Below are 22,977 nucleotides of genomic sequence, written 5' to 3'. Positions count from 1 at the left end.
TACCTCAGCGTTCTGGGTGTGCTACAAAAGGCACTTTTTTAATAAATAGCTTTAATGCTTGCCAATAAATCGTTAACACAATTTTTAAGGTCATCATTGGTGTACTGCTAATCGTAGCCAACAAATTAGTGGCTGTGATTGACTGTTTTTTCATGGTTAATGTGGCATCGAATACTTTGTTTTTTTGGTGGTTTTCAATATGCACCAACATACTTTTTGCTGGTGCTTTAACCCGCCAGTGGTAATCCATATCCATTTCCATAAATGGGGATACATGGAATACTTTTGCTGTTGGTTGTGGTGTGTCTATATTGACTAAATAATAATGACGTTCTTTCCAAGGTGTATTACTCACCTCTGCTAACATATAACTACAGTGGTCTTGCTGGTTGTAACAAAAGTAGAAATTAATAGGACTAAAATAAAGTCCAAAACATCTAGCTTGCACCACCATTAACACTCTATGCCCATCCCAACTTCCACCTAGCTCATGTACTTTATTGTTAATACGTTGGCGCAGTTCGCCTGGTTCACTTTTTAGGTAATCTTTTTGCTGAAAACGTATGGGGTGATACCATTTTTCTCCAAATAAACACGATTGTTTATTTAGTTCAGGTAATTCATCTAAATCAATGGCCAGCATGTATAAAGAGTAGCTGAAACTATGCTGAGCATGTTTAAATCGTCTATGGCGAACTTGGCCTTCATAAATGCCACTGTTTAAGGTCATAGTTCAACGCCAAAGCGTTGACCAATATCGGTAGCACTTCTTACCCCGTCTTCGTGAAAACCGTTGTACCAATAAGCGCCCACAAAATGTGTACGATTGATGCCACAAATAGTATTTCTTTGTTGTTGTGCTGTCATACAGGCTTGGTTGAATACTGGATGAGCATAACTAAATTTTTGGATAATAAGCTGTGGATCAATTTGTTCTGATTGATTTAATGTTACGCAAAATGTGTGTTCTGACTGCAGACCTTGCAAAATATTCATATTGTAGGTGACGCTTGCCTGGCGGTCATAATCGCCATTCAGTTGGTAATTCCAACTGGCCCATGCGGCTTGACGTTTTGGCAATAAAGCAATATCTCTATGTAGCACCACTTCATTTTTTTTGTAGTGAATATTACTTAGTACATGTTTTTCTTGTTCAGTCGCATCAGCTAATAGAGCCAGAGCTTGATCTGAGTGACAAGCAAACACCACTTCATCAAAATCAGTGGTGGCTCCATTTGCATAATGCACTGTGACTTTATCCGCTTGACGAGTCACTTTATCTATATCGGCATTTAACATAATGTTTTGTTTAAAGTTTTTAATCAGTGGCGTGATGTACTCTCTGGAGCCTCCTGGTACTACATACCACTGAGGACGGTCACTGACATTTAATAATCCATGGTGATGGAAAAAGCGAATAAAAAAGTTTAATTCGAATTGGCGCATCTCATTTAAACTAGTAGACCAAATGGCTGCACCCATAGGTAGAATATAATTTTGGCAGAAATAATCACTAAATCCTTCGTTATCTAAAAACTCACCTAAGGTGAGATCTTGAGGAATGTTTTGTTCTGCATATAGTTTTTTGCAGTGTTTATTAAAGCGTAAAATATTAGCAATTAATCGCCAAAATTTGAGGTTTAGCAAATTACGTTTTTGCGCAAAAAGGGTGGTTAAACTATGACCGTTATATTCTAAACCTGTGTTTTGATTTTTAACGCTAAAACTCATTTCTGTTTCTTGGGGCTGAATCCCAAGTTGCGATAATAAGGTTAAAAATCGCGGGTAGGTTTTGTCATTAAATACAATAAATCCAGTATCGATAGGGTAGTTTTGTTTTGCTACTTTGATATCAACTGTAGCGGTATGGCCGCCAATGTAGTTATTTTTTTCATATACCGTGACTTGATGCTTTTTGCTGAGTAAATACGCAGCAGTCAGCCCCGATATGCCAGAACCAATGATGGCTATGTTTTTCATTTTTTCACCATAGAAATTGCAATTTTTCGCCACCAAGAAAAAGGTAATAAAGACATTAGTCTGAGGGTTGCGATAAATAATGTAGGAAATCGAATCGTTAATTTTTTAGCTTGCATGCCTTTAAAAATAGTCTCTGCAGCAAATTTAGCTGTGACTTTAGCTGGCATGTCGAAGGTGTTTTTATCGGTTAATGGGGTTTCTACAAAACCAGGTTGAATAAGACTAACCCCTATCTTTTTGTCAGCTAAGTCTACGCTCAGACTTCTGGCTAGATAATTTAATCCTGCTTTTGATGCACCATAAGCTTGTGCTTGAGTAAAAGCTAAGTAAGTGACACTGGAACTGACTATACCTAGCTGTGAGCCTGAACCAAGTTTAGGTAAAAATGCTTGTAAACAATAGCCCACAGACAGTAAGTTTGTGCGGATCACACGTTCGAATAATTCACTATCAAAAGGATAAACCGTATCCATGTATTCGCAGTTGCCAGCATTTAAAATAAGCTGGTTTATGGGCGGTAAATCATTTGCCACAACTAACACTTGTTGCAGATCACTCACGTCAAATTGTAGTGGGGTGATGGCGGCAAAATCAGCTTTTAATTCAGCTAGTTTTGTTGGGTTACGTCCGGCCGCAAATACGTCATAACCCTGATTAACATAGGTTGCGACTAAGGCTCGGCCAATGCCAGAGGTTGCGCCAGTAATCAATACTGTATTCATTGGCTGGCCTTACGTTTTAAATATTTAATTAACCTTCCAATAACAGGGATATGCTCGAACAACATGGCATTAGTATCTAAATAATCTTGATGAAAAATGACCAGTTGTTGTTGGAACTTGAGACGACTGTGTCCTTTTACGCTTATGGGTTTACCGCCATTAAGAGATGTATGACGATAAGTCATGGTCCAGTACAAAAATCCTCTGTCATTGGATTCGAAACATTCTTCAATGGTGAATTCAATAGACTCAACATTAGCGTAAAGATGGCTAAAATATTGCTCTAGTTGTTGCATCCCATGGACGGTATGTAGAGGGTCAATAAACTGTATATCACCATGGTAAATATCCTTAAGTTGATAAAGATTATCCTTGTTTAATCTTTGATAAACTTGGATGAAAGCCTCAGTTCTATTGGTATCCATTCGCTACTCTCTGGTCTTAATGATTGAAAACATCAGGTTAAATTATCTAACTTTTTTCGCATGCAATCTTCACAAGCAATATTTAATTAGTATTTAATACCCAATACGTGAAGTTGCATTAGTTAGATCAATGTTTTTCAATATTAAATAAAAAAGCAGCCCTAGTTTTAGCTGCTGCTTTATAAAATCGGATAGTTGGACTTAGTAAATTAATTTACCTATAGGATTTAATGCTTTACTTAAACCTTGCACAAAATGCATAGAGTCATTAGCCACAGTCAGACACAAACATCCAGTTTCTGTCGTAGGTGAGTGGGTGTTTGTATCATTTAACCAAATAAAGTCACCAGGTACATATTCACCATGCTCATCGTTAAATTTACCCGCTAATAAGACTGTTAGTTCAAAGCCTTTATGAGTGTGTAAAGGAATAGTGCCGCCTTTTTCAATATGTAATAAATTGGTATGAACTTCACCTTCATTTAAATCAATCCGTGCTCTGGCCAGTTTGCCTAATTTTAACCAACTAGAAAGACCGACTGACTGTAATGCCTGGGGCAGGGTGTAGTCAGTGCCTTTAATATTTAACTGAATAGGCAAACTTTGTTTAGGGTGTACTTCAAAATCATCATCTGTGATGGCAGCAATCATTTCATCGTTATCCCATTCTTCTAGTTCTGCGTTATCAATATCTAAACACTGGGCAGATGTTTCTTGTAAGGCTAAAACTTGATGGCGGCAAGTTTGACAATGATCCATATGTGTTGATATAGCAATAGAAAGGGATGCTGCTAATTGTCCTTGGGTGAAAGCTAATAACAATGATGGATTTGGATGATGTTTAATCATTAGATTCTCCCAATTGTTGACGTAATTTGTTTAGTGCAAGTCTGAGCCTAGACTTTACCGTGCCTACTGGAAGGTTAAGTTGCTGGGCTAATTGCTCTTGTGTTGCTTGTTGAAAATACAGGCCAAACACAACTTGACGTTGATTTTCTGGTAACTGATCAAGCATCATGATGATGTTTTTATTTTGTAAATGATCTTCATACTGCTCCAAATCATCTGTTGCCAATGCGTTGTCTATTGGCCAAATATCATCACTTATGGTTTCGGTGCGTTGAGTTTGAATTTTTCGTAACATGTCAAAACTCATATTCCGCATGATCGAATACATCCAAGTAGTTGGAGCACCTCTATCTTTATTATATAGATGGGATTTGCGCCAAATATTGGTCATGGTTTCTTGTACTAGCTCTAGAGCTTGTGCTTCGTTATTAAACTGTTTGATGCCAAATTGTTTAATGCGAGGGGCAAACCACTTAAATAATTGACTAAATGATTGCTTGTCTCGCTTTACTGCTACTGCTTGTAGCCAAGTACACAACTCTTGATGCTGAGTATTTGGCTCTTGGGGTTTACTGGGTGCTGTCATCACTATTTGCGACGTCCCGAATTGACTTGATAACATTTTAATCTTCCCATCAAACTCTTTGACTAGCAATACGAGAGATAAGGAAATAGCGATCAGTTAATTTAAATATTCTTTTTCAGGGCAGGTTGAATTTGAGTTACTTGATAAACTTTTTAATTAGTTTATCTGCGGTTGGTTTATGTAAAGGTTTAAGTAAATATCCCGTGGCACCGCGTTCTATCGCTTTTGAAACTATTGATTTATTTTTGTTGCCTGACAAAATGACAAATGGTGTGTCCATATTCATGCCTTTTTTATTGGTTATTTGATCCACAATGTAGATCCCATTGGTATCAGGCAAATTAATGTCGAGTAACACAAAGTTAAATTTCTTTTCTTCTAGAATGGCGATAGCTTGTCTACCATTATTAACGGTTTCAATGTTTACGTTGTAGTTGTTGAGCAACATTTTTGTTAGTTGCATACTTATTATGTCGTCTTCGATAAGTAGTATTTGTGGGATATTACCGGCTTGTTTAATTAACTCTTCTGGATCTAAATCTTGTTGGTAGAGTCGATTAAACTGATATTCATTGGCGCCAGTATTGTTGTCATCGTTTTTGTTTTCATCAGTAGTTTCCGTGCTGTTCGGCAAAATAAATTGCTCTAACAGGGTTATCGTTTTTTCTTGAATTCTCAATAAATCTAAGCGCATTTTGTCTGAACGGATAAGTGACAATGTTTGTTGTATTGTAGAAATATTTAATCTGATTGTTTCTTTGTTAGCGGCTTTCTTAATGGCCTCGTCAAGCTCATTATCAATATTGACTAACTTCAATTCCAACGCTTGCTTATTTTGTTCGATAAGTGTTAATCGATTTTTCACGGACTGTTTTGTTGGTTCTTTAAGTGACTCAATTTTCTGTAGTTGTTTATTTAATGTCAGGGAGTCGCTGTTTATATCCACCCCTAATTCGTTTAGTAAATGTTTACATATTAGTACTATACGGTGTAGCTCGTAAACTGGCCGTGCAACTAAGTAGTCATCAATGATATTGGCGCTGTATGCTTGGTAGGCTTCTTCTTCACACTGTCTTGGAATTAAGCTGACTATTTTATGCTCACATTTTTCTCGTTTTTTGGTTGCTTCGAGTGCCCGGTAATAGGGATAAATGCTGTTTTCTAATGATTCTCCTGTCATCAATAAAACCTTAGGTTTTAGATCAATAAGCAGCAGACATAAATCTTTTAAGTTTGTACATATTGTCAATTTTGCATAGTGCTTTTTGAGCACATTTAATACTAACTCGTCGCTTTCTGGATGAGTAATATATAGCACTATATGGCTTTCACTAGTTTGTTTCATTAGTACAGTATTCGCATAAGTGAGTTAGCAACAAATTAATATTTTTCTCTGTTTGGTTCCAAATTTTTATAGTTTCTTGTTCAGAATTAGAATTAGAATTATGATTTTCAAGTAATTCACATTCAGCACTTAATAGATCCGCGCCAACAATCTTTGCCGTGCTTTGTAAGCTATGGGCTAGCTTTTTGAGTGCTTGCCAATTTTTAGATTCTACAGCCTGTTGCATATTATTTGTCGTATCAGCCAGGTGTTTTGAATACCCTACAAGGTAATCTATTGTATCTTGTTGACTGATTGAACCGACAATTTGATAAAACCTGTTAATATCCATTATTGAATGCTGTTGCGGCGGCGAATGATTAAGTTGTTCATCTATGAAAAGATAATCTTCTAATGAATCATCTTCTAATAGATCATCTGCTAACCGATCCTTTTCACTAGATGGATCTTGCTCTGTAAAAGTAGAATTAGCTGGTCGGTTGGTTGAATAATCAAGATTGGGGGTTGAGTTATTTTGTTTATCATTAGATGTCTGTAGGTGAATATCAATATCTTTGATCAGCTCTATTAACATAGGGATTTCGAGCGGTTTAATTAATATTTTATCTACCGTAACGTCTGCCAGCTCTTGCTGGCATTGTTCACTTTTATCTGCTGTGAGAATGAACATTTTGCATTTAGGCCTTTGTTCAACCTGTTCTATTTCTCGCAAAATTGATATCAATTGTGCTCCTGATAATACGGGCATTTGATAGTCGCTTATTACCAAGTTAAACATCTCTTGTTCAAAAAAAATAATTGCTTCTTCAGGGGATGTAGCAAAACTCACTTCAACTTTGACTGTTTCAAATTGTTTTTTCAGGACATATATATTGTCTTGGTTATCTTCTACTACCAAAGCATTTATTAATGATTTGGGCGTAAATATTGTTGTGTTCAGTGGGGTAACTGTATTCGCTGGAATATTATTGTCGTGACTAAGAGCCGCCAATAGTTCACTCAAATAAATTGGTGTGGAACAAATAATTTGAGGATCATTTTGTTTATGTTCGATAGGACAATCATCTAGATAAATTGTTTGTTGTAGTGGGTAACTGTTCGGCGGAGAATAGGTATGCGTATATCGAATGTTTATAAATATAACTTCTGTGCTTTGTATTTGTTCGGGTAATTTTTCATAATATTTGATATCAAAGCCTAAGATAGGTGCATACAGCAACATCATTTGATAGAAATAGGGGTCATTTGTTGAAATAAGTAAGTGATTAAATATCTTGGTATTTATTTCAGCTATTTCAGGTTCATTATTGCTTTCGATTGGTAATTGAACGGTAAATGTTGAGCCCAGCCCTAACTGACTTTCTACATAAATATCACCTTGCAAAAGCTGACAAATTTTTCGACATATACTTAGTCCTAAGCCAGTCCCGCCAAAGTGTTTATGTATATTAGAATTGGCTTGAGAAAACGTATCGAAAATATGTGACTTTTCAATGTCAGAAATACCTATTCCGTTATCGGATACTACAAAATTGATATAGCCTGTTAATTGATCAAGAGATACGAGTAACCTGAGTTCTGGATGTAAACTGTTATTAAACTTTAACCCATTACTGACTAAATTAGAGAGGATTTGCTCTAACCTCACGGGATCTGTATAAATCTCTTGAGGTAGATTAGGATCGACAAATAACATAAGCGTTATATTTTTATTTTTAGCATGCCCAGAAAATTTTTCGAATAGATCTTCACAGAGTGTTCTTAAGTTGAAATGGCTTTTATTTAGCTCTAGTTTGTTCACATCTAATTTGCTGAAATCTAAAACATCATTGACCAATTCTAATAATGCACGTGCACTTTTTTGCATACGTATTATATATTCATGAGATTGTAATGTAGGCTCTAAAGCACTTAAATCTAATAAACCAATAAGGGCATTAAGCGGGGTTCTGACTTCGTGACTCATGGCGGCCATAAAAGTACTTTTTGCGGTACTTAACTTATTGGCTTCTTGAAAAGCAACTTGTAGTTGATCGGTGAGAGCTTTAAAAGGAGACTCATCAATCAACAAGGCTATGCGTTCACCACTGAATGTAATGTTATCGCGATATTGGAAGTACTGTTGGTTATTTAATGAAAAGGTAAATTCGCATTCTTCTTGTTTATAAATTTTGAAGCGTAAGTATCTATATATAAGTAACTGTTGCTTTTCTTGTTGTGGGTATATCAGAGGTAATACTTTGAGTAACAATGATAAAACATTCTGTTTTTCGCCGTGATTAATCTCTGAAACCGGAAATGTGTTTTGGAATTGTTCATTTACTAAATCAATACGACCCTGTTTGTCACATATTAAAACGGCATCAGACATTTGGTCGATGGCACTGAGAATATTGTTATAACGTTTGGCTAAGTCAGATTTATTATTCGAAATTTTAATTAGCTTTAAATTTTGTGTCATTGGCATGACATCCAGCACTTTTTCTTGCATCCCCAAATAACAATAGGTTTGGCTTTGTTGTGCGGATACTAGGGGGTAAATATGCTCTAACAAAAGCTCGGTATTGGCGACTAACTCAGATGATTGATTAAAAGCATGATTAGCTAAGACAAAAGCAGAAGTCTCATCTACCACCATAACTGGCTGTGTAAACAAATTTATTAATGTTCCTACTTCTTTTATATCAACAGTAGTAGTCATAAGTTTGAGTTTTCCTGATTTGACCGTTTTAAGTATAGATAGGTATCAGAGAGCTGGTTGATACCTTTACATAAAAACTTTTTAATTTCCAAGACTTCGAGTTGTAGTTCTTATATTGTCAATATTAATTATGTTTCTCAGAATTAAATAAGATTCTGTTTATTATGCTAAGTTAAGTTAACTATGTTGAAAAGATACCCCTGTGATGGATGATTCTGTATTACTGGCTCGTCAACCAATCTTTGATTCAAAAAATGATCTATATGCTCATGAATTTTTATATAGACGAGAAAACTTATTAAATATTAATGACATATCAGATATGTCGACTAGAGAATTACTCGTTAATATTTGCACCAGTATTTTGGAGAAAGATATAAATATGGGCTTACCTATGTTTATTAATGTTGATGCAGAGTTTTTAATGGCTGAAGATTTTTTTCCTATTGCTCCGAAAAATATTGTTTTTGAGATATTAGAAACCATTCCTCCCACACCTATTGTTTTGCAAAGGATCAACAAATTAAAAAGTGTAGGCTTTGAATTTGCTCTAGACGATTATTTACTAGAAAAAAGTAAAGTACCTTTCTTTAAGTTTTTAAAAATTATTAAAGTTGATGTATTAGGTCTTGATTTTAATCGATTAGAAAAAGCGATACCTACACTAAAAAATATCGGGTGTTTATTATTGGCTGAGAAGGTTGAGAACCAAGAAGTTTATGATAAATGTTTGGCTTTAGGCTTTGATTTATTTCAGGGTTTTTATCTAGAAAAACCGAGTATTATCAAAGGTAAAAAAGTTGAAGCGAATAAACAAAGTGTTTTACACCTTTTATCAGAATTGAGTCGTAGTGATATTGAAGTAGACGAAGTAGCTGAATTAATTTCTCGAGATACGGGGTTAGCGTTAAAAATATTCGCTTTAGTTAATAGTCCTATTTACCAATTGGTTAGAGATGTAAGTTCAGTTAAAGATGCTGTGGTTATATTGGGTTTAGATGTTGTAAAACAATGGGCAATTACTTTGGTATTGGTTTCTAATTCTTCTCGTCCGATTGAGTTGTTTAGGATCATTTTAATTAGAGCAAAAACTTTGGCTTTATATGCCAATCACGCCGCTAAAAATGGCAAAAAAGTGACATCCTCTACTTGTTTTTTAGTCGGCTTATTATCAGGGGTTGAGGCGATATTTGAACGAGAAATGAAAGAAGTTCTCAAATTCATTAAGTTAAACCCAGAAATTAAAATTGCATTATTACAAAAAGATAATGATTTAGGTGAAATGTTGAAAATTTCAATAGGTATTGAAAGGTTTAGCAATAGCGTGTTTGAACAATTAACTAATCAAGAAGTTTGCTCATATAACCGCTGTTATCGAGATGCATTAAAATGGGCCGATGAAGTGATGAAATATCTATAGCGGCACTGAATTATTTTTACCCTTATATTAAACGTACAGGTAAATTAGTTTCTTAATTTTCTATTTAACAATATACGGTCAAGTTTTCGTGCAGAATTTGACATGGACTTTTGACATATCCTTAGTATGTTACGTGCTTTGGGGAAATCATAACTAAGCATCAATAAACCTAATAACAAGACAAACATTGAACCCGGTACAATAAAAAATACCACGCCAAAGCCGCTGAAAATAAAACCTAAGGTTATTCGAATTTTTTTCTGCATGATATGATCTCAACTTATTTTGAATCAGAAGTGTAGCACTTGCCTGCTTTTATAAAACAACCTAGTTGTTACAAACTATTTTATTCTGAAAGTAATATAGAGAATAGGCCTAACTTGTTGGTATAATTGCGCACATCATTTTGGCTCAGAATCCGAACTTAAAACTATGCTTCCAGCGTTAGATCCCCGCTCAGTTATTGAGAGTGAATACCAAGAATTTTTAACCGCGTTAAATCAGTCATCTTTTACTGGTGATGTTGAGTTTAGTTATGCCAGCCGTTTGGCTGTGGCTACTGATAACTCAATTTACCAACAGTTGCCTCAAGCCGTGGTGCTGCCAAAATCTATTGAAGATATTTCAACAATAGGTTCTGTGGCTAATCAGTTTGAAAACGTTAGGTTTTCTGCTCGTGGTGGCGGTACGGGTACTAATGGCCAGTCGTTAACCTCTGGGATTATTGTTGATGTGTCAAGGCACATGAATAAAGTCTTAGAAGTGAATGTAGAAGAGAAGTGGGCCCGAGTACAAGCTGGTGTAGTAAAAGACCAACTGAACGATGTGTTAAGACCATTAGGCTTTTTCTTTGCCCCAGATTTATCAACCAGTAATCGCGCCACAGTTGGTGGCATGATCAGTACTGATGCATCAGGGCAGGGCTCATTGGTGTATGGCAAAACCAGTGATCATGTTTTAGGTTTAACCTCTATTTTGGCTGACGGTACAGTATTAACCACTGAACCTATGGCCATGGATGAAGCTAAAAAATTAGCGGAACAAAACAGTCGACATGGTCAAGTTGCGCAACAATTGTTAGCCACTTGTGTGCAGAAACGTCAGCAAATATTAGCTAAATTCCCAAGGTTGAATCGGTTTTTAACAGGTTATGATCTTGAAAACACCTTAAATGATGATTTGTCTGAGCTTGATATTAGCCGTGTGATTACTGGCTCTGAAGGTTCATTGGTATTTGTGGCCGAAGCTAAACTAAACATCACGCCCATAGCGACTTTCAAAGCTTTGGTTAATGTTAAGTACGATTCTTTTGAATCAGCGTTAAGGCATGCTCCTAGTATGGTGGCGGCAAATGCAACTTCGGTTGAAACCGTTGATAGCAATGTGCTTAACCTTGCTAAACAAGATATTATTTGGCATTCAGTAAAAGACCTCATTACAGAAGTGGAAGGCAAAACCGTTCTGGGTCTAAACATGGTTGAGTACAACAGTAACGATCAAGCTGATATCGAACAAAAAATTGCTAGTTTATCTGCTAGTTTAGAAAAAGCTGGCGATATCGGTGTGATTGGTTTTCAAGTGACTTATGACAAAGCCGATATTGGTAAAATTTACGCTATGCGTAAAAAGTCAGTAGGTTTGTTAGGCAAAACCAAGGGCGATAAAAAACCTCTAGCGTTTGTAGAAGATACAGCGGTACCACCAGAAAATTTAGCCGATTTTATTATGGAGTTTCGTACATTATTAGATGGCTACGGCTTAAAATATGGCATGTTTGGACATGTTGATGCCGGTGTGTTGCATGTGCGTCCTGCGTTAGATATGTGCGACCCAGAACAAGAAAAAATGATCCCACAAATATCAGATAAAGTGGTTGAGCTGGTGGCCAAATATGGTGGTTTAATGTGGGGAGAACACGGTAAAGGTTACCGCAGTGAATATAGTCCTCAGTTTTTTGGTGAAGAGTTATATACCGAGTTACGTAAAATTAAATCTGTATTTGATCCGCTCAATAAAATGAACCCAGGTAAAATCTGTACACCTCTTGAGTCGACCGATGAGTTGGTCAAAGTTGCTGGGCAAAAACGTGGTGAGTTTGACCGACAAATTCCTATAGCTGTGCGTACGTCGTTTGAAGCGGCTATGAGCTGTAATGGTAATGGTTTATGTTTTAACTATGACACTACATCTCCTATGTGTCCGTCATTTAAGGTGACAGGTGATAGACGTCACAGTCCTAAAGGTCGAGCAGGAATTGTCCGTGAATGGTTAAGATTATTGTCAGAACGCAATATTGATATTAATGAACTTGAACATAACGAAGATCCACCTACTTGGTTTGAGCGTTTTCGAAATTCTACCGATAAAAAACAAACCGAAGATTTTTCACATCAAGTATTAGAAGTGATGGAAGGTTGTTTAGCTTGTAAAGCTTGTTCTAGCCAATGTCCTGTGAGTGTTGATGTACCTAGCTTTAGGTCACGATTTTTAAGTATTTATCATCAAAGATACATGCGTCCGGCGAAAGACTTTTTAGTAGGGAATATCGAAGTCATGGCGCCATTGATGGCAAAAGCTCCTGGCTTGATTAATTTCTTTTTAAAGCAAGATTGGGTGAACACCACTATTCGCAAAACGGTTGGTTACGTAAACACGCCTATCTTGTCACAGCCCACTTTACAAAAATCACTAGCAGGGGAGCAATCGACAAAATTTAATTTAGCCGAATTACAGTCTATGTCGGCTGAGGCGAGAGCGAAAAAAGTTTGTATTGTACAAGACCCTTTCACCAGTTATTACGATGCAGATGTGGTAGTGGCGTTAGTTAAACTGATTAGTAAATTAGGCTATGAACCTATATTGTTGCCGTTTAAACCCAATGGTAAACCACAGCACGTTAAAGGTTTTTTGAAGGAGTTTGCAAAAACTGCTAAAGACGCAGCTGATTTATTGAATCAAATCGCCGACCTTGAATTACCTATGTTAGGTGTCGACCCGTCTATGGTGCTCTGTTACCGAGATGAGTATAGTAAAATATTAGGTAAATCTCGTGGTGACTTTAATGTGCAGTTAGTGCATGAATGGCTACAAAATATTGAATTGCCTAAAGTAAAAACTAATAGTCAAAGTTATGCTTTGTTTGGTCATTGCAGCGAAAAAACTGCTTTACCTACTTCTGAAAAAGAGTGGCAAGGGATCTTTAGCCAAGCTGGTTTAGAGCTTCATTCAATTGCTGTTGGTTGTTGTGGTATGGCGGGTACTTTTGGTCATGAAGAAAGTCATTTAGCTGAGTCTAAAGGGCTTTATGAGATGAGTTGGGAGCAAGCTGTGAAAAAACTACGACCAGAACAAATATTAGCCACTGGGTATTCTTGTCGTAGCCAAGTGGCTAGGTTTGATAATTTTAAACCTAAACACCCGTTACAAATATTAGCTGAACATTTCTAAGCTGTTATAAAGAGTTTGTTATAAACCGTTAAATTAACAAAGCCGCTAGGCTAAATTAGGTAACACATATCAAGTTTGATATAACCTAATTTTTCCTAGTGGGTGAGTTCTACTTTAGTCAAAGAAAACTCATTGAGGCTGCACACCATTGATTGTCTTGCTATGCCTGCCTCCATAAACACTGTACCGACGGGGCGGAATCCTTGTTGTTTATAATAGTTAACACCTTCCAACTCACACTGTACTAATACATCGTCCAAATTTTGTTGCCTAGCGATATTAAGCAGTGCATTAAAGAGTATTTGATACACTTCAGGACCTCTATATTGAGGCTCAACGGCAATACGACCAATTTCTCCTTTTGGCGTAATGCGTCCTGTGGCTATTTCCTGATTAGTATCATTGAGTACTAATACGTGAAATGCAATTTGGTCATCTTGATCAAATTCGCAATCTTTAGGAAGGCGCCATTGGCATACAAATACCTTGTCTCTAATTTTTTTAAGTTTGTGTTGTGCGTTTCCCCAGTCGACGTTTTTAGTATAAAACGTCATATGGTGACTCCAGTTATTCGAGGTACCAATACCCCGAATTAACTAGTGTAGACAATAACTGTGTGAAAAATAAACATTTTTCTGAGGGATTCTCAGGTGAGTGACTAAATTGAGGGGCAGATAAAAAGTCTATCAGCCAATTTGTATGTTCTGCTGGAATGGAAAAAGCTTGGCTTTCTATGTAAAAAGTGAAGTTGTCGTTGCCATTTAAAGGCTGCTCCGCAAACACAGCTTTAACCCCAGGCGACCTGATAAAACTGGCTCCTTGCGCTAACAATTCTGTAATTTCTTGTACCGTAAAACTTTGCTCTTGCTCATATTCTTCAGATACGACTTTGCTTTGGCTCATAAAACTAGCTAACCATTCAGAGAAGAGCTCGCTTTCTAAAGTTTGTTGCAGAAATTGTTTAAAAGCCAATACTTCTTGTTGCTTGATTTCACCACTATGGGTACGTCTTTGTAGTTTTGGATCGCTGTAACGTTTAGCTAGCACGTTATTATCGATGGCAAAATCAGCAAAAGACGATAACATTTCTTGTTGTGTCGGTGCGCGAAATCCCACTGAATAATTTAAACATTCTTCTAGAGCGATACCATTATGGGGGTGATTTGGCGGAATATAAATAATGTCGCCAGCGGTTAATACTTGATCGATGACTGCGGTAAATTCAGGTATTTGCGATAAATCACAATGAGGTCTGAAAGATTGATATTTTCCGGGTAAGCCCACTTGCCAGCGTCTTGAACCTTTGCCTTGAATAATAAATACATCGTATTGATCTAAATGTGGGCCCACTCCAGCATTTTCGTTGGAATAACTGACCATTAAATCATCCATACGCCAATGGGGAATAAAATCAAAGGCGCGCATTAATAGATCTGCTTGTGGAATATAATGATCGACTGATTGCACCAACAAACTCCAAGCACCAATACAATGTTGGTTAATGTCATCATATGGTCCGTGGTTTACCTGCCATTTTTGGTACTCATAGCTGACAATTCTTGAGTCAACCGAATCTTCTTCGGTTAAGCCTGCCAATATATGCTCATCCACAGGATCAATAAAATCTTTAAAGCCTTGTTTGATGATACAGGGTTTTTTCTGCCAATATTCTGTTAGAAAATGTTCAATATCGAAATTTTGTAATTGGTACATTGTTATCCAAGTTTTTGTTTACGACCCAGTAACCAATAGGTATTAACCAAACCTAGACCTTTGATTTTTATTTCGCCGCGTTTGACATAATCAAAGGTGTTTTTGGTTAAATCATAGGTTGACTGAGTCGTTTGAATTTTATTACATAAGCCGTGGCTTTCCATCCGTGAAGCTAGGTTAACTGCTTCGCCCCACATGTCATAGCTGAATTTGTTTTTACCTATAATACCAGCGACTACTTCGCCACAACCTATGCCGATACGTAAGCCAGTTTTTAAGTTGTGTTTTTTACTGATTTTTTGAAACGCTTGCTGCATTTCTATCGCACAACAACAACATTGAATGGCATGTTTTGAATCGGCTTTAGGTAAACCTCCTGCAGCCATGTAGCCATCGCCACTGGTTTTTATTTTTTCTAATCCGTACTTGAGTGACAATTCGTCAAAAGTACAAAAAATCTCATTTAATATTTTAACCAGTTGTTGTGGACTATGTTTTTTACAAATGGGTGTAAAGTCTTGTATATCTGCAAATAAAATACTGGCTTGAGCGAAATAGTCAGCAATTAGATGGGTCGAGTTTTTTAATCTTTGAGCGATACTATTTGGCAATATATTTAATAAAAGTTGCTCCGAACGCATCTTTTCAAAAGCCAGTTTTTTCCAACTGCGGCTAATATTTTTTTGAATATGAAAACTGCAAAGTAAACTAGCTAATGTTAATAGACAAGCACTGGCAAATTTAAAGTTTTGCTGAGCAGGGGTGTATGGGTTAACTAAGTTTAATTGATAATAGATTTCTGTTGCTAAAAAGCATGTGCTGAATAACAGCGAAAAAAACCATTTGTATTTCACTTCATCTTCTGTGAAAAAGAATGGGCAACAGACTACGGCTAATAAATAAAAAAAGTGAATATATAAGTCCAGTTGCCATAATAAGCAGGTAACAATTAAGTTAAGTATATAAATTATGTTCAACCAAATTTTGGCTGTTAAATAATAACCAAAGTGATTGAGAGTGGGTACAAGAATAAGTAAGGTGATTGTAGAACAGGTGATCCCAAGCTGATATTTTCCAGCTTGTTGCCAAAACCATATCGCATTAGGAATTTGACATACAGATACCAGTATGACTAAAAATGCAATGATGTTGGTGAGACGTACTGGAGTGAAATATTCATGTGGATAACGAGCAATACCAGCGCTGACCCACAGTTTTAATAAGTTTTTGAGCATTTTTAATTCCTTTTAAAAATTGATGCCGACTAAGTATAGTCGGCATCTGTTTTTTAGGAGTTAAAAATCGACCTTGTTGGAGGTTGAATTAACCTTCTAAATCTTCAACAAACTCAATAGCTCGGCCAATGTAGTTTGCTGGCGTTAACAATTTAAGGTGTGCTTTAGCTTCATCAGGTAAAGCTAAAGTGTCGATGAACTCTGCCATAATTTGCTGATTGATTTTTTTGCCGCGAGTTAGCTCTTTCAGTTTTTCGTAAGGCTTTTCAATTCCGTAACGACGCATGACAGTTTGCACTGGCTCGGCTAATAATTCCCAGTTGTTGTCTAATTCGTTTAATAGGCTTTGTGGGTTCACTTCTAGTTTGCTGATCCCTTTAAGAGATGATTGATATGCAATCACTGCATAACCCACACCTACACCTAGATTTCTTAAAACGGTTGAGTCCGTAAGGTCTCTCTGCCAACGTGAAACAGGCAATTTAGTCGCTAAATGACCAAACATAGCATTGGCTAGGCCTAAGTTTCCTTCTGAATTTTCAAAATCAATAGGGTTTACTTTATGGGGCATAGTAGATGAACCTATTTCGCCTGCAATGGTTTTTTGTTTAAAGTGACCAAGTGCAATGTAACCCCAAACGTCACGATCAAAATCAAGCAAGATAGTATTGAAGCGGGCAATGGCGTCAAACAATTCTGCAATATAATCATGAGGTTCTATTTGTGTAGTGAAAGGGTTCCAAGTAATTCCTAGACTACTAACAAATTCACCTGCAAAGGTGTGCCAATCAAATTCAGGATAAGCTGAAAGGTGAGCATTGTAGTTACCTACAGCACCATTAATTTTACCTAACATTTGTACTTGAGCTATTTGCTCTCTTTGACGCTGTAAGCGGATCATCACGTTAGCCATCTCTTTACCCATAGTGGTAGGAGAGGCAGGTTGACCGTGAGTTCTGGCCATCATAGGCATAGATTTATATTCAATGGCTAAACGTTTTAGTTCAGAAACTAATTTATCACAGTAAGGCAAAATAACTGAATTACGGGCTTCATTTAACATTAAAGCATGTGACAAGTTATTGATGTCTTCAGAGGTACATGCAAAGTGAATAAATTCGTTGATAGCTTGTAATTCTGCGTTATCAGCTACTTTTTCTTTTAAGAAATACTCTACCGCTTTCACATCGTGGTTAGTGGTACTTTCAATGGTTTTGATGCGTTGAGCATCTTGCTCAGAAAAATTATCAACAATACCATTAAGCACAGCTTGAGCATCGTCACTTAATGCTGGCACTTCTTGAATGCCTGCCGCTGCCGCTAGTTTTTGTAACCAACGTACTTCTACAACTACTCTGTATTTTAACAGGCCAAATTCACTAAAGATGTGACGTAACTCAACTGTTTTACTTCCGTAACGGCCGTCAATTGGGGATACTGCCGTTAATGCAGATAAGTCCATGAAATGCTCCTAATATGCTGTGTTAATATGGTTTAAAGTTTGTTCTGCGCTTTTCACAATTTGTTGTCTGTTTAGCAATATATGACGTCGTTTACCACCTAGTTGACGCCATAATACTGTGGCTCTTACACCGGCTAATAGTGCGGCTCTGACTCGATATTGATTATCTTCTCGTTTCAGTAGAGCAGGATCGCCGCCCACTTGAATTTTTCTACCTAGTGGGCTGATTACGTCGGTATAAATACTATCTAAATTACGTAACATTTGTGTATCGAGTAAGTCTAAATGTAATGCTTGTCTTTGCACATTACTGATACGCTCGCCTAAGGTATTAAGCGCTTTTTTGTTACCTGTAAGCTTACGTTCAATCGATAACAAATTAGCAATGTAACGGGTAATTTCAACGTCTTTGTTGGTTTGATTACCTAACTGACTGAGAATGGTTTGATAACCTAAAGCCAGCTTTGAAATATCGCCATACACTTCTTCAGTATTTTTCGGTTCGGTGACTGTAATACTACTAATACAGGTGGCTAGAGCAGCCTGATCAAATTCATTTTGACGGGCAATTTGTTTAACTAATACTGCAGCTTGGCAAACACCAGCTAAAGCAATATTACTCTGATAAAAACGGTTGTTTTGATATTCACTCATTAGCGGATGTAATTCTCTATTATCCCGCCACCCAGGCAGACTTGCTCTTGATAAAATACAGCTGATTGGCCAGGTGTGACGGCTTTTTGTGGTTGCTCAAACATAACAAGTACGCTGCCATCTTGTTGAGGAGTGACAGTACAAGGAATATCTTCTTGGCGATAGCGAGTTTTGACTACACACTTGATTTCATTTTGCGGCCCTTTTCTGTCTACCCAATCTAGTTGGTTAGCGACTAGACCTTTTGAATATAGGCGAGGGTGGTTAGCACCTTGGCCAACAATCAAAACATTACGCGCAACATCTTTGTCAACGACATACCAAGGATCGTCGCCATATTCTTTCATGCCACCAATTAATAAGCCTTTACGCTGACCTAATGTGTGGTACATCAAGCCGTCATGTTTACCTATTATCTTCCCTTCGGCAGTTTCAATCTCACCAGGTTGCGCAGGTAGATATTGGGCTAAAAATTCTTTGAATTTTCTTTCACCAATAAAACAAATACCCGTACTGTCTTTTTTGTTATGCGTGACTAAATCTTGCTCTAGCGCTATTTCACGGACTCTGGGTTTTTCTAAGTGCCCAATGGGAAATAAGGTTTGGCTAATATGTTGTTCGCCTAGGGTATACAAAAAGTAGCTTTGATCTTTGTTGCCGTCTAAGCCTCGTAACATTTGCCAATGGCCGCTTTCATTTGAACGCTGAACGTAATGACCTGTAGCAATGTAATCGGCTGATAATTCTTCAGCTGCAAACTCAAGAAAGGCTTTAAATTTTATTTCTTTATTACACATGATATCTGGATTAGGAGTACGACCAGCTTTGTATTCAGCTAAAAAATATTCAAATACATTGTCCCAGTATTCAGCAGCAAAGTTGATGGTATGTAACTCAATACCCAACTTATCAGCCACTGCCTGAGCATCTTTTAGATCTTCAGCAGCAGAACAGTATTCTTCATTGTCGTCTTCTTCCCAGTTTTTCATGAACAATCCTTCAACCTGATAACCTTGCTGTTTAAGCAAGTATGCAGATACAGAAGAATCAACTCCGCCAGACATACCAACAATGACTTTAATTTGGCTGTTATCTTGAACTGAAGTACTTGTTTGAGCTGATGTTGTCATAGATTAAATTAGGTTCAGATTTAGGTGCAAAAAATGGAGGCGAACTTTAGCAGAAATTTGACTCTAGATCATCTGCTTAATAAGCGAATTTAGATCTATGAAAGTTGTTAAACGCATGTCTATAGCATTGAAACAACCAGCCTTTTGAGACAATCCATGTTTTTCTGCTATTCGGTTTTTACTTCGACATATTGGCCATTGGCAATTCCGTCTATGGTCCAATTGCCAATACTGTAGCGGATCAATCTGAGGGTAGGGAAGCCAATGTGTGCTGTCATCCGCCTAACTTGTCGGTTGCGTCCTTCAGCAATGGTAATAGATAACCACGTAGTTGGGATATTTTGTCTAAACCTGACGGGAGGGGTTCGCTCCCATACTTCGGGAATGTCTATCACTTCTACTCTTGCCGGTTTAGTGGGGCCGTCTTTTAATGTTACCCCTGTGCGCAGTTGCTCAAGAGCTGATTCTGGCGGTGCACCTTCAACTTGTACCCAGTAGGTCTTTTCTGTTTTATGTTTGGGGGAGGCTAATTTATTTTGTAATTTGCCATCATTGGTTAATACCAATAAACCTTCGCTATCTTTATCTAACCTGCCTGCGGCATAAACTTCAGGAATAGGAATAAAATCCTTTAAGGTTTGCCTACCTGCTTGGTCGGTAAACTGGGTTAACACATCAAAAGGTTTATTAAATAAGATGATTTTACGGGCTTTGATTACAGTGTCATTATTGCTCGAACGCTGTTTATCGACTTTTTGTTTAAATTTTTTCGACATGGTCTAATACTAAAACTAAATTTTTTGCTAAAATACCGGCTGACTAGTGTGATTTAGAATATATATTATGCAAGCAAAACTTGTACTTGATAAATCAAGCCATATATTATTTACCACCTTTTTAGACAGATCTTTTAATTTTCGGTTCTAAGCTACGGATCATATTTTTGTTATTTGCTTATTTTATAGATACCAAGGTATGAGGCTTGACCATTAACACGAGGCCCATAATGACGATTTCTAAGTCAAAGATTATCTACACCAAAACGGACGAAGCTCCAGCTCTAGCCACTTATTCATTACTACCTATTATTCGTAGTTTTGCTGCAAGTGCTGATATTGAAGTCGAGCTTAGCGATATTTCTTTAGCTGCTCGTATCCTGGCTGGTTTTGCTGACAAGTTACCAGCAGAACAAGTTGTGCCTGATGCGTTGGATGAACTGGGTAAATTAACCCAAGTTGCGTCTACTAATATCATTAAGTTGCCTAACATTAGTGCTTCTATACCTCAGTTAGTTGCTGCCATTAAAGAATTACAAGCTAAAGGTTTTGCTTTACCTGATTTTCCAGAAGTGGCAAATACAGATGAAGAAAAAGATGTTAAAGCTCGTTACGCTAAAGTACTGGGAAGTGCGGTTAATCCGGTATTACGTGAAGGTAACTCAGATCGAAGAGCACCTATTGCGGTTAAAAATTATGTGAAGAACAATCCTCATTCAATGGGTGCTTGGTCTAAAGATTCTAAAACTCACGTTGCACATATGGGAACAGGTTGTTTTTATTCTTCTGAAAAATCAGTAACCTTAGCTAAAGCTGGTCATGCTTCTATTGAGTTTACTGACAAAAATGGTGTGAAAACCGTTCTTAAAGATAAAATCAATTTACTCGCTGGTGAAGTATTAGATGCTAGCTTCATGAGTAAAAAAGCGTTATGTGAGTTTTTTGAAAAAGAAATCACTGATGCCAAAAATTCAGGTGTGTTGTTTTCATTACATATGAAAGCCACCATGATGAAAGTATCTGATCCTATTATTTTTGGTCACTGCGTAAAAGTATACTTTAAAGATGTGTTTGCTAAACACGGTGATTTGTTTGACGAATTAGGTGTTGATACCAAAAATGGTTTTGGTAGCGTTTACGAAAAAATCGCTAGTTTACCAGCTGAAAAACAAGCTGAAATAGAACAAGACATTGCTGCTTGTTACGCCTCTCGTCCTCCAATGGCTATGGTTAATTCCGATAAAGGCATCACTAACTTACATGTGCCAAGTGACATAATTGTTGATGCTTCTATGCCTGCTATGATCCGTGGTTCTGGTCACATGTGGGGACCAGATGGTGCTGCAGGTGATTGTAAAGCAACTATTCCTGATACTACTTATGCCACTATTTACCAACAAGCAATTGATTTCTGTAAAGAAAACGGAGCATTTGATCCAACTACTATGGGAACAGTACCTAACGTTGGTTTAATGGCGCAAAAAGCTGAAGAATACGGTTCTCACGATAAAACCTTTGAAATTCCTGCTGACGGAACAGTGCAAGTAATTGATCAAGATGGTGTTGTATTGCTTGAGCACGATGTGGAAGAAGGTGATATTTGGAGAGCATGCCAGGCGAAAGATGCGCCTATTCGTGATTGGGTTAAATTGGCAGTGACTCGTGCCCGTCAATCAAATACTCCTGCAGTATTTTGGCTAGATCCAAAGCGTGCTCATGATGCGCAGTTGATTGCTAAAGTCACTACATACTTGAAAGAGCATGATACTAGTGGTTTAGATATTTCAATTCAATCGCCTGATGACGCTATTCGTTTCTCGATGGAACGTGCGATGAAAGGTGAAGATACTATTTCTGTAACAGGTAATGTATTACGTGATTACTTGACTGATTTGTTTCCAATTATTGAGTTGGGTACAAGTGCCAAAATGTTATCTATCGTGCCATTAATGGCTGGTGGTGGCTTATTTGAAACGGGGGCCGGTGGTTCAGCTCCTAAGCACGTTCAGCAGTTTGTTGAAGAAGGACACTTACGTTGGGATTCACTTGGTGAGTTTTTAGCATTAGGTGTTTCTTTAGAAGATTTAGCGATTAAAACAGATAATGCTAAAGCAAAAGTATTGGCTGAAGCTCTAGACAAAGCTACTGAAACTTTATTAACTAATGGTAAGTCTCCCCTACGTAAAGTTGGTCAACTTGACAACAGAGGAAGTCATTTTTATCTAGCTTTATATTGGGCTGGTGAATTGGCTGCTCAAACTGCTGATGCAGAATTAGCTGCTAAATTTAAACCTTTGTTTGAAACTCTTAGCACTAACGAAGCGACTATTGTGGCAGAAATTGATGCAACTCAAGGTAAAGCGGCAGATATTGGTGGTTATTACTACCCTGATGAAGCGTTAATCACTAAAGCTATGTGCCCAAGTGAAACTTTAACGAATGCGTTAAACGCTTAATTTGAAATAATCAGCCACCTTTTAATTGTTAAAAAGGTGGCAATAAAAAAGCAGACTATTTTAGTCTGCTTTTTTT

The 22,977-nt window shown here is 37.2% G+C and carries 18 protein-coding genes; 3 read left to right on the top strand and 15 right to left on the bottom strand.

The genetic code is table 11. The features are described from left to right. Positions 1-4: 4 nt before the first annotated feature. The 8 genes from GQR87_RS12590 to GQR87_RS12555 form a co-directional block, all read right to left on the bottom strand. Positions 5-730 (bottom strand): DUF1365 domain-containing protein, encoded by a 726-nt coding sequence (locus tag GQR87_RS12590; protein ID WP_158969810.1) that lies wholly within the window; start codon positions 728-730, stop codon positions 5-7. Beyond that, positions 727-1,980 (bottom strand): NAD(P)/FAD-dependent oxidoreductase, encoded by a 1,254-nt coding sequence (locus tag GQR87_RS12585; protein WP_158969808.1) that lies wholly within the window; start codon positions 1,978-1,980, stop codon positions 727-729. The genes GQR87_RS12590 and GQR87_RS12585 overlap by 4 nt, the downstream gene beginning before the upstream one ends. Then, positions 1,977-2,702, bottom strand: coding sequence for an SDR family NAD(P)-dependent oxidoreductase (locus GQR87_RS12580; RefSeq protein ID WP_158969806.1), 726 nt, complete (start codon positions 2,700-2,702; stop codon positions 1,977-1,979). The genes GQR87_RS12585 and GQR87_RS12580 overlap by 4 nt, the downstream gene beginning before the upstream one ends. After that, a complete protein-coding gene (locus GQR87_RS12575) occupies positions 2,699-3,127 on the bottom strand; it encodes a nuclear transport factor 2 family protein (RefSeq protein WP_158969804.1) in 429 nt (142 codons plus the stop codon). The genes GQR87_RS12580 and GQR87_RS12575 overlap by 4 nt, the downstream gene beginning before the upstream one ends. Positions 3,128-3,328: 201 nt before the next feature. Then, positions 3,329-3,976, bottom strand: a complete 648-nt coding sequence (locus GQR87_RS12570) for a ChrR family anti-sigma-E factor (protein WP_158969802.1) — start codon at positions 3,974-3,976, stop codon at positions 3,329-3,331. Beyond that, positions 3,969-4,562 carry a sigma-70 family RNA polymerase sigma factor gene (locus GQR87_RS12565; RefSeq protein ID WP_158973003.1) on the bottom strand — a complete coding sequence of 198 codons (594 nt, stop codon included), beginning with the start codon at positions 4,560-4,562 and terminating at the stop codon, positions 3,969-3,971. Before GQR87_RS12565 ends, GQR87_RS12570 begins: the two co-directional genes overlap by 8 nt. A 136-nt stretch (positions 4,563-4,698) precedes the next feature. Further along, positions 4,699-5,907 (bottom strand): response regulator, encoded by a 1,209-nt coding sequence (locus GQR87_RS12560; protein ID WP_158969800.1) that lies wholly within the window; start codon positions 5,905-5,907, stop codon positions 4,699-4,701. Further along, complete coding sequence (locus tag GQR87_RS12555; protein WP_158969798.1) at positions 5,894-8,608, bottom strand: hybrid sensor histidine kinase/response regulator; 2,715 nt, start codon at positions 8,606-8,608, stop codon at positions 5,894-5,896. Before GQR87_RS12555 ends, GQR87_RS12560 begins: the two co-directional genes overlap by 14 nt. A gap of 205 nt (positions 8,609-8,813) precedes the next feature. Between GQR87_RS12555 and GQR87_RS12550 the strand changes: the two genes are divergently transcribed. Beyond that, a complete protein-coding gene (locus GQR87_RS12550) occupies positions 8,814-10,028 on the top strand; it encodes an EAL and HDOD domain-containing protein (RefSeq protein WP_158969796.1) in 1,215 nt (404 codons plus the stop codon). 432 nt (positions 10,029-10,460) lie between these two features. After that, a complete protein-coding gene (locus tag GQR87_RS12540) occupies positions 10,461-13,475 on the top strand; it encodes an FAD-binding and (Fe-S)-binding domain-containing protein (protein WP_158969792.1) in 3,015 nt (1,004 codons plus the stop codon). 95 nt (positions 13,476-13,570) lie between these two features. On the opposite strand, the gene GQR87_RS12535 is transcribed toward GQR87_RS12540, so the two are convergent. The 7 genes from GQR87_RS12535 to GQR87_RS12505 form a co-directional block, all read right to left on the bottom strand. Further along, positions 13,571-14,029: a GNAT family N-acetyltransferase gene (locus GQR87_RS12535; RefSeq protein WP_158969790.1), complete on the bottom strand. Its 459-nt coding sequence runs from the start codon at positions 14,027-14,029 to the stop codon at positions 13,571-13,573. Positions 14,030-14,042: 13 nt separating this feature from the next. Further along, complete coding sequence (locus GQR87_RS12530; RefSeq protein WP_158969788.1) at positions 14,043-15,188, bottom strand: cupin domain-containing protein; 1,146 nt, start codon at positions 15,186-15,188, stop codon at positions 14,043-14,045. A 2-nt stretch (positions 15,189-15,190) separates the two neighbouring features. Further along, positions 15,191-16,423 carry an adenylate/guanylate cyclase domain-containing protein gene (locus tag GQR87_RS12525; protein ID WP_158969786.1) on the bottom strand — a complete coding sequence of 411 codons (1,233 nt, stop codon included), beginning with the start codon at positions 16,421-16,423 and terminating at the stop codon, positions 15,191-15,193. A gap of 88 nt (positions 16,424-16,511) precedes the next feature. Then, on the bottom strand, positions 16,512-17,885 hold the full coding sequence (gene purB, locus GQR87_RS12520; protein ID WP_158969784.1) for an adenylosuccinate lyase: 1,374 nt from the start codon (positions 17,883-17,885) through the stop codon (positions 16,512-16,514). A gap of 9 nt (positions 17,886-17,894) precedes the next feature. Beyond that, positions 17,895-18,539, bottom strand: coding sequence for a high frequency lysogenization protein HflD (gene hflD / locus GQR87_RS12515; protein WP_158969782.1), 645 nt, complete (start codon positions 18,537-18,539; stop codon positions 17,895-17,897). After that, positions 18,539-19,669 carry a tRNA 2-thiouridine(34) synthase MnmA gene (gene mnmA / locus GQR87_RS12510; RefSeq protein ID WP_158969780.1) on the bottom strand — a complete coding sequence of 377 codons (1,131 nt, stop codon included), beginning with the start codon at positions 19,667-19,669 and terminating at the stop codon, positions 18,539-18,541. The genes hflD and mnmA overlap by 1 nt, the downstream gene beginning before the upstream one ends. Positions 19,670-19,836: 167 nt before the next feature. After that, on the bottom strand, positions 19,837-20,445 hold the full coding sequence (locus GQR87_RS12505) for a pseudouridine synthase (protein WP_158969778.1): 609 nt from the start codon (positions 20,443-20,445) through the stop codon (positions 19,837-19,839). A gap of 230 nt (positions 20,446-20,675) precedes the next feature. On the opposite strand from GQR87_RS12505, the gene GQR87_RS12500 reads away from it, so the two are divergent. Further along, entirely contained in the window at positions 20,676-22,901 is a 2,226-nt protein-coding gene (locus tag GQR87_RS12500) for an NADP-dependent isocitrate dehydrogenase (protein WP_158969776.1), read from the top strand. The last annotated feature ends 76 nt before the right edge of the window (positions 22,902-22,977 follow it).

Source organism: Paraglaciecola sp. L3A3 (assembly GCF_009796765.1).
Lineage (GTDB): Bacteria > Pseudomonadota > Gammaproteobacteria > Enterobacterales > Alteromonadaceae > Paraglaciecola.
This window is presented reverse-complemented; position numbering and strand designations above follow the sequence as displayed.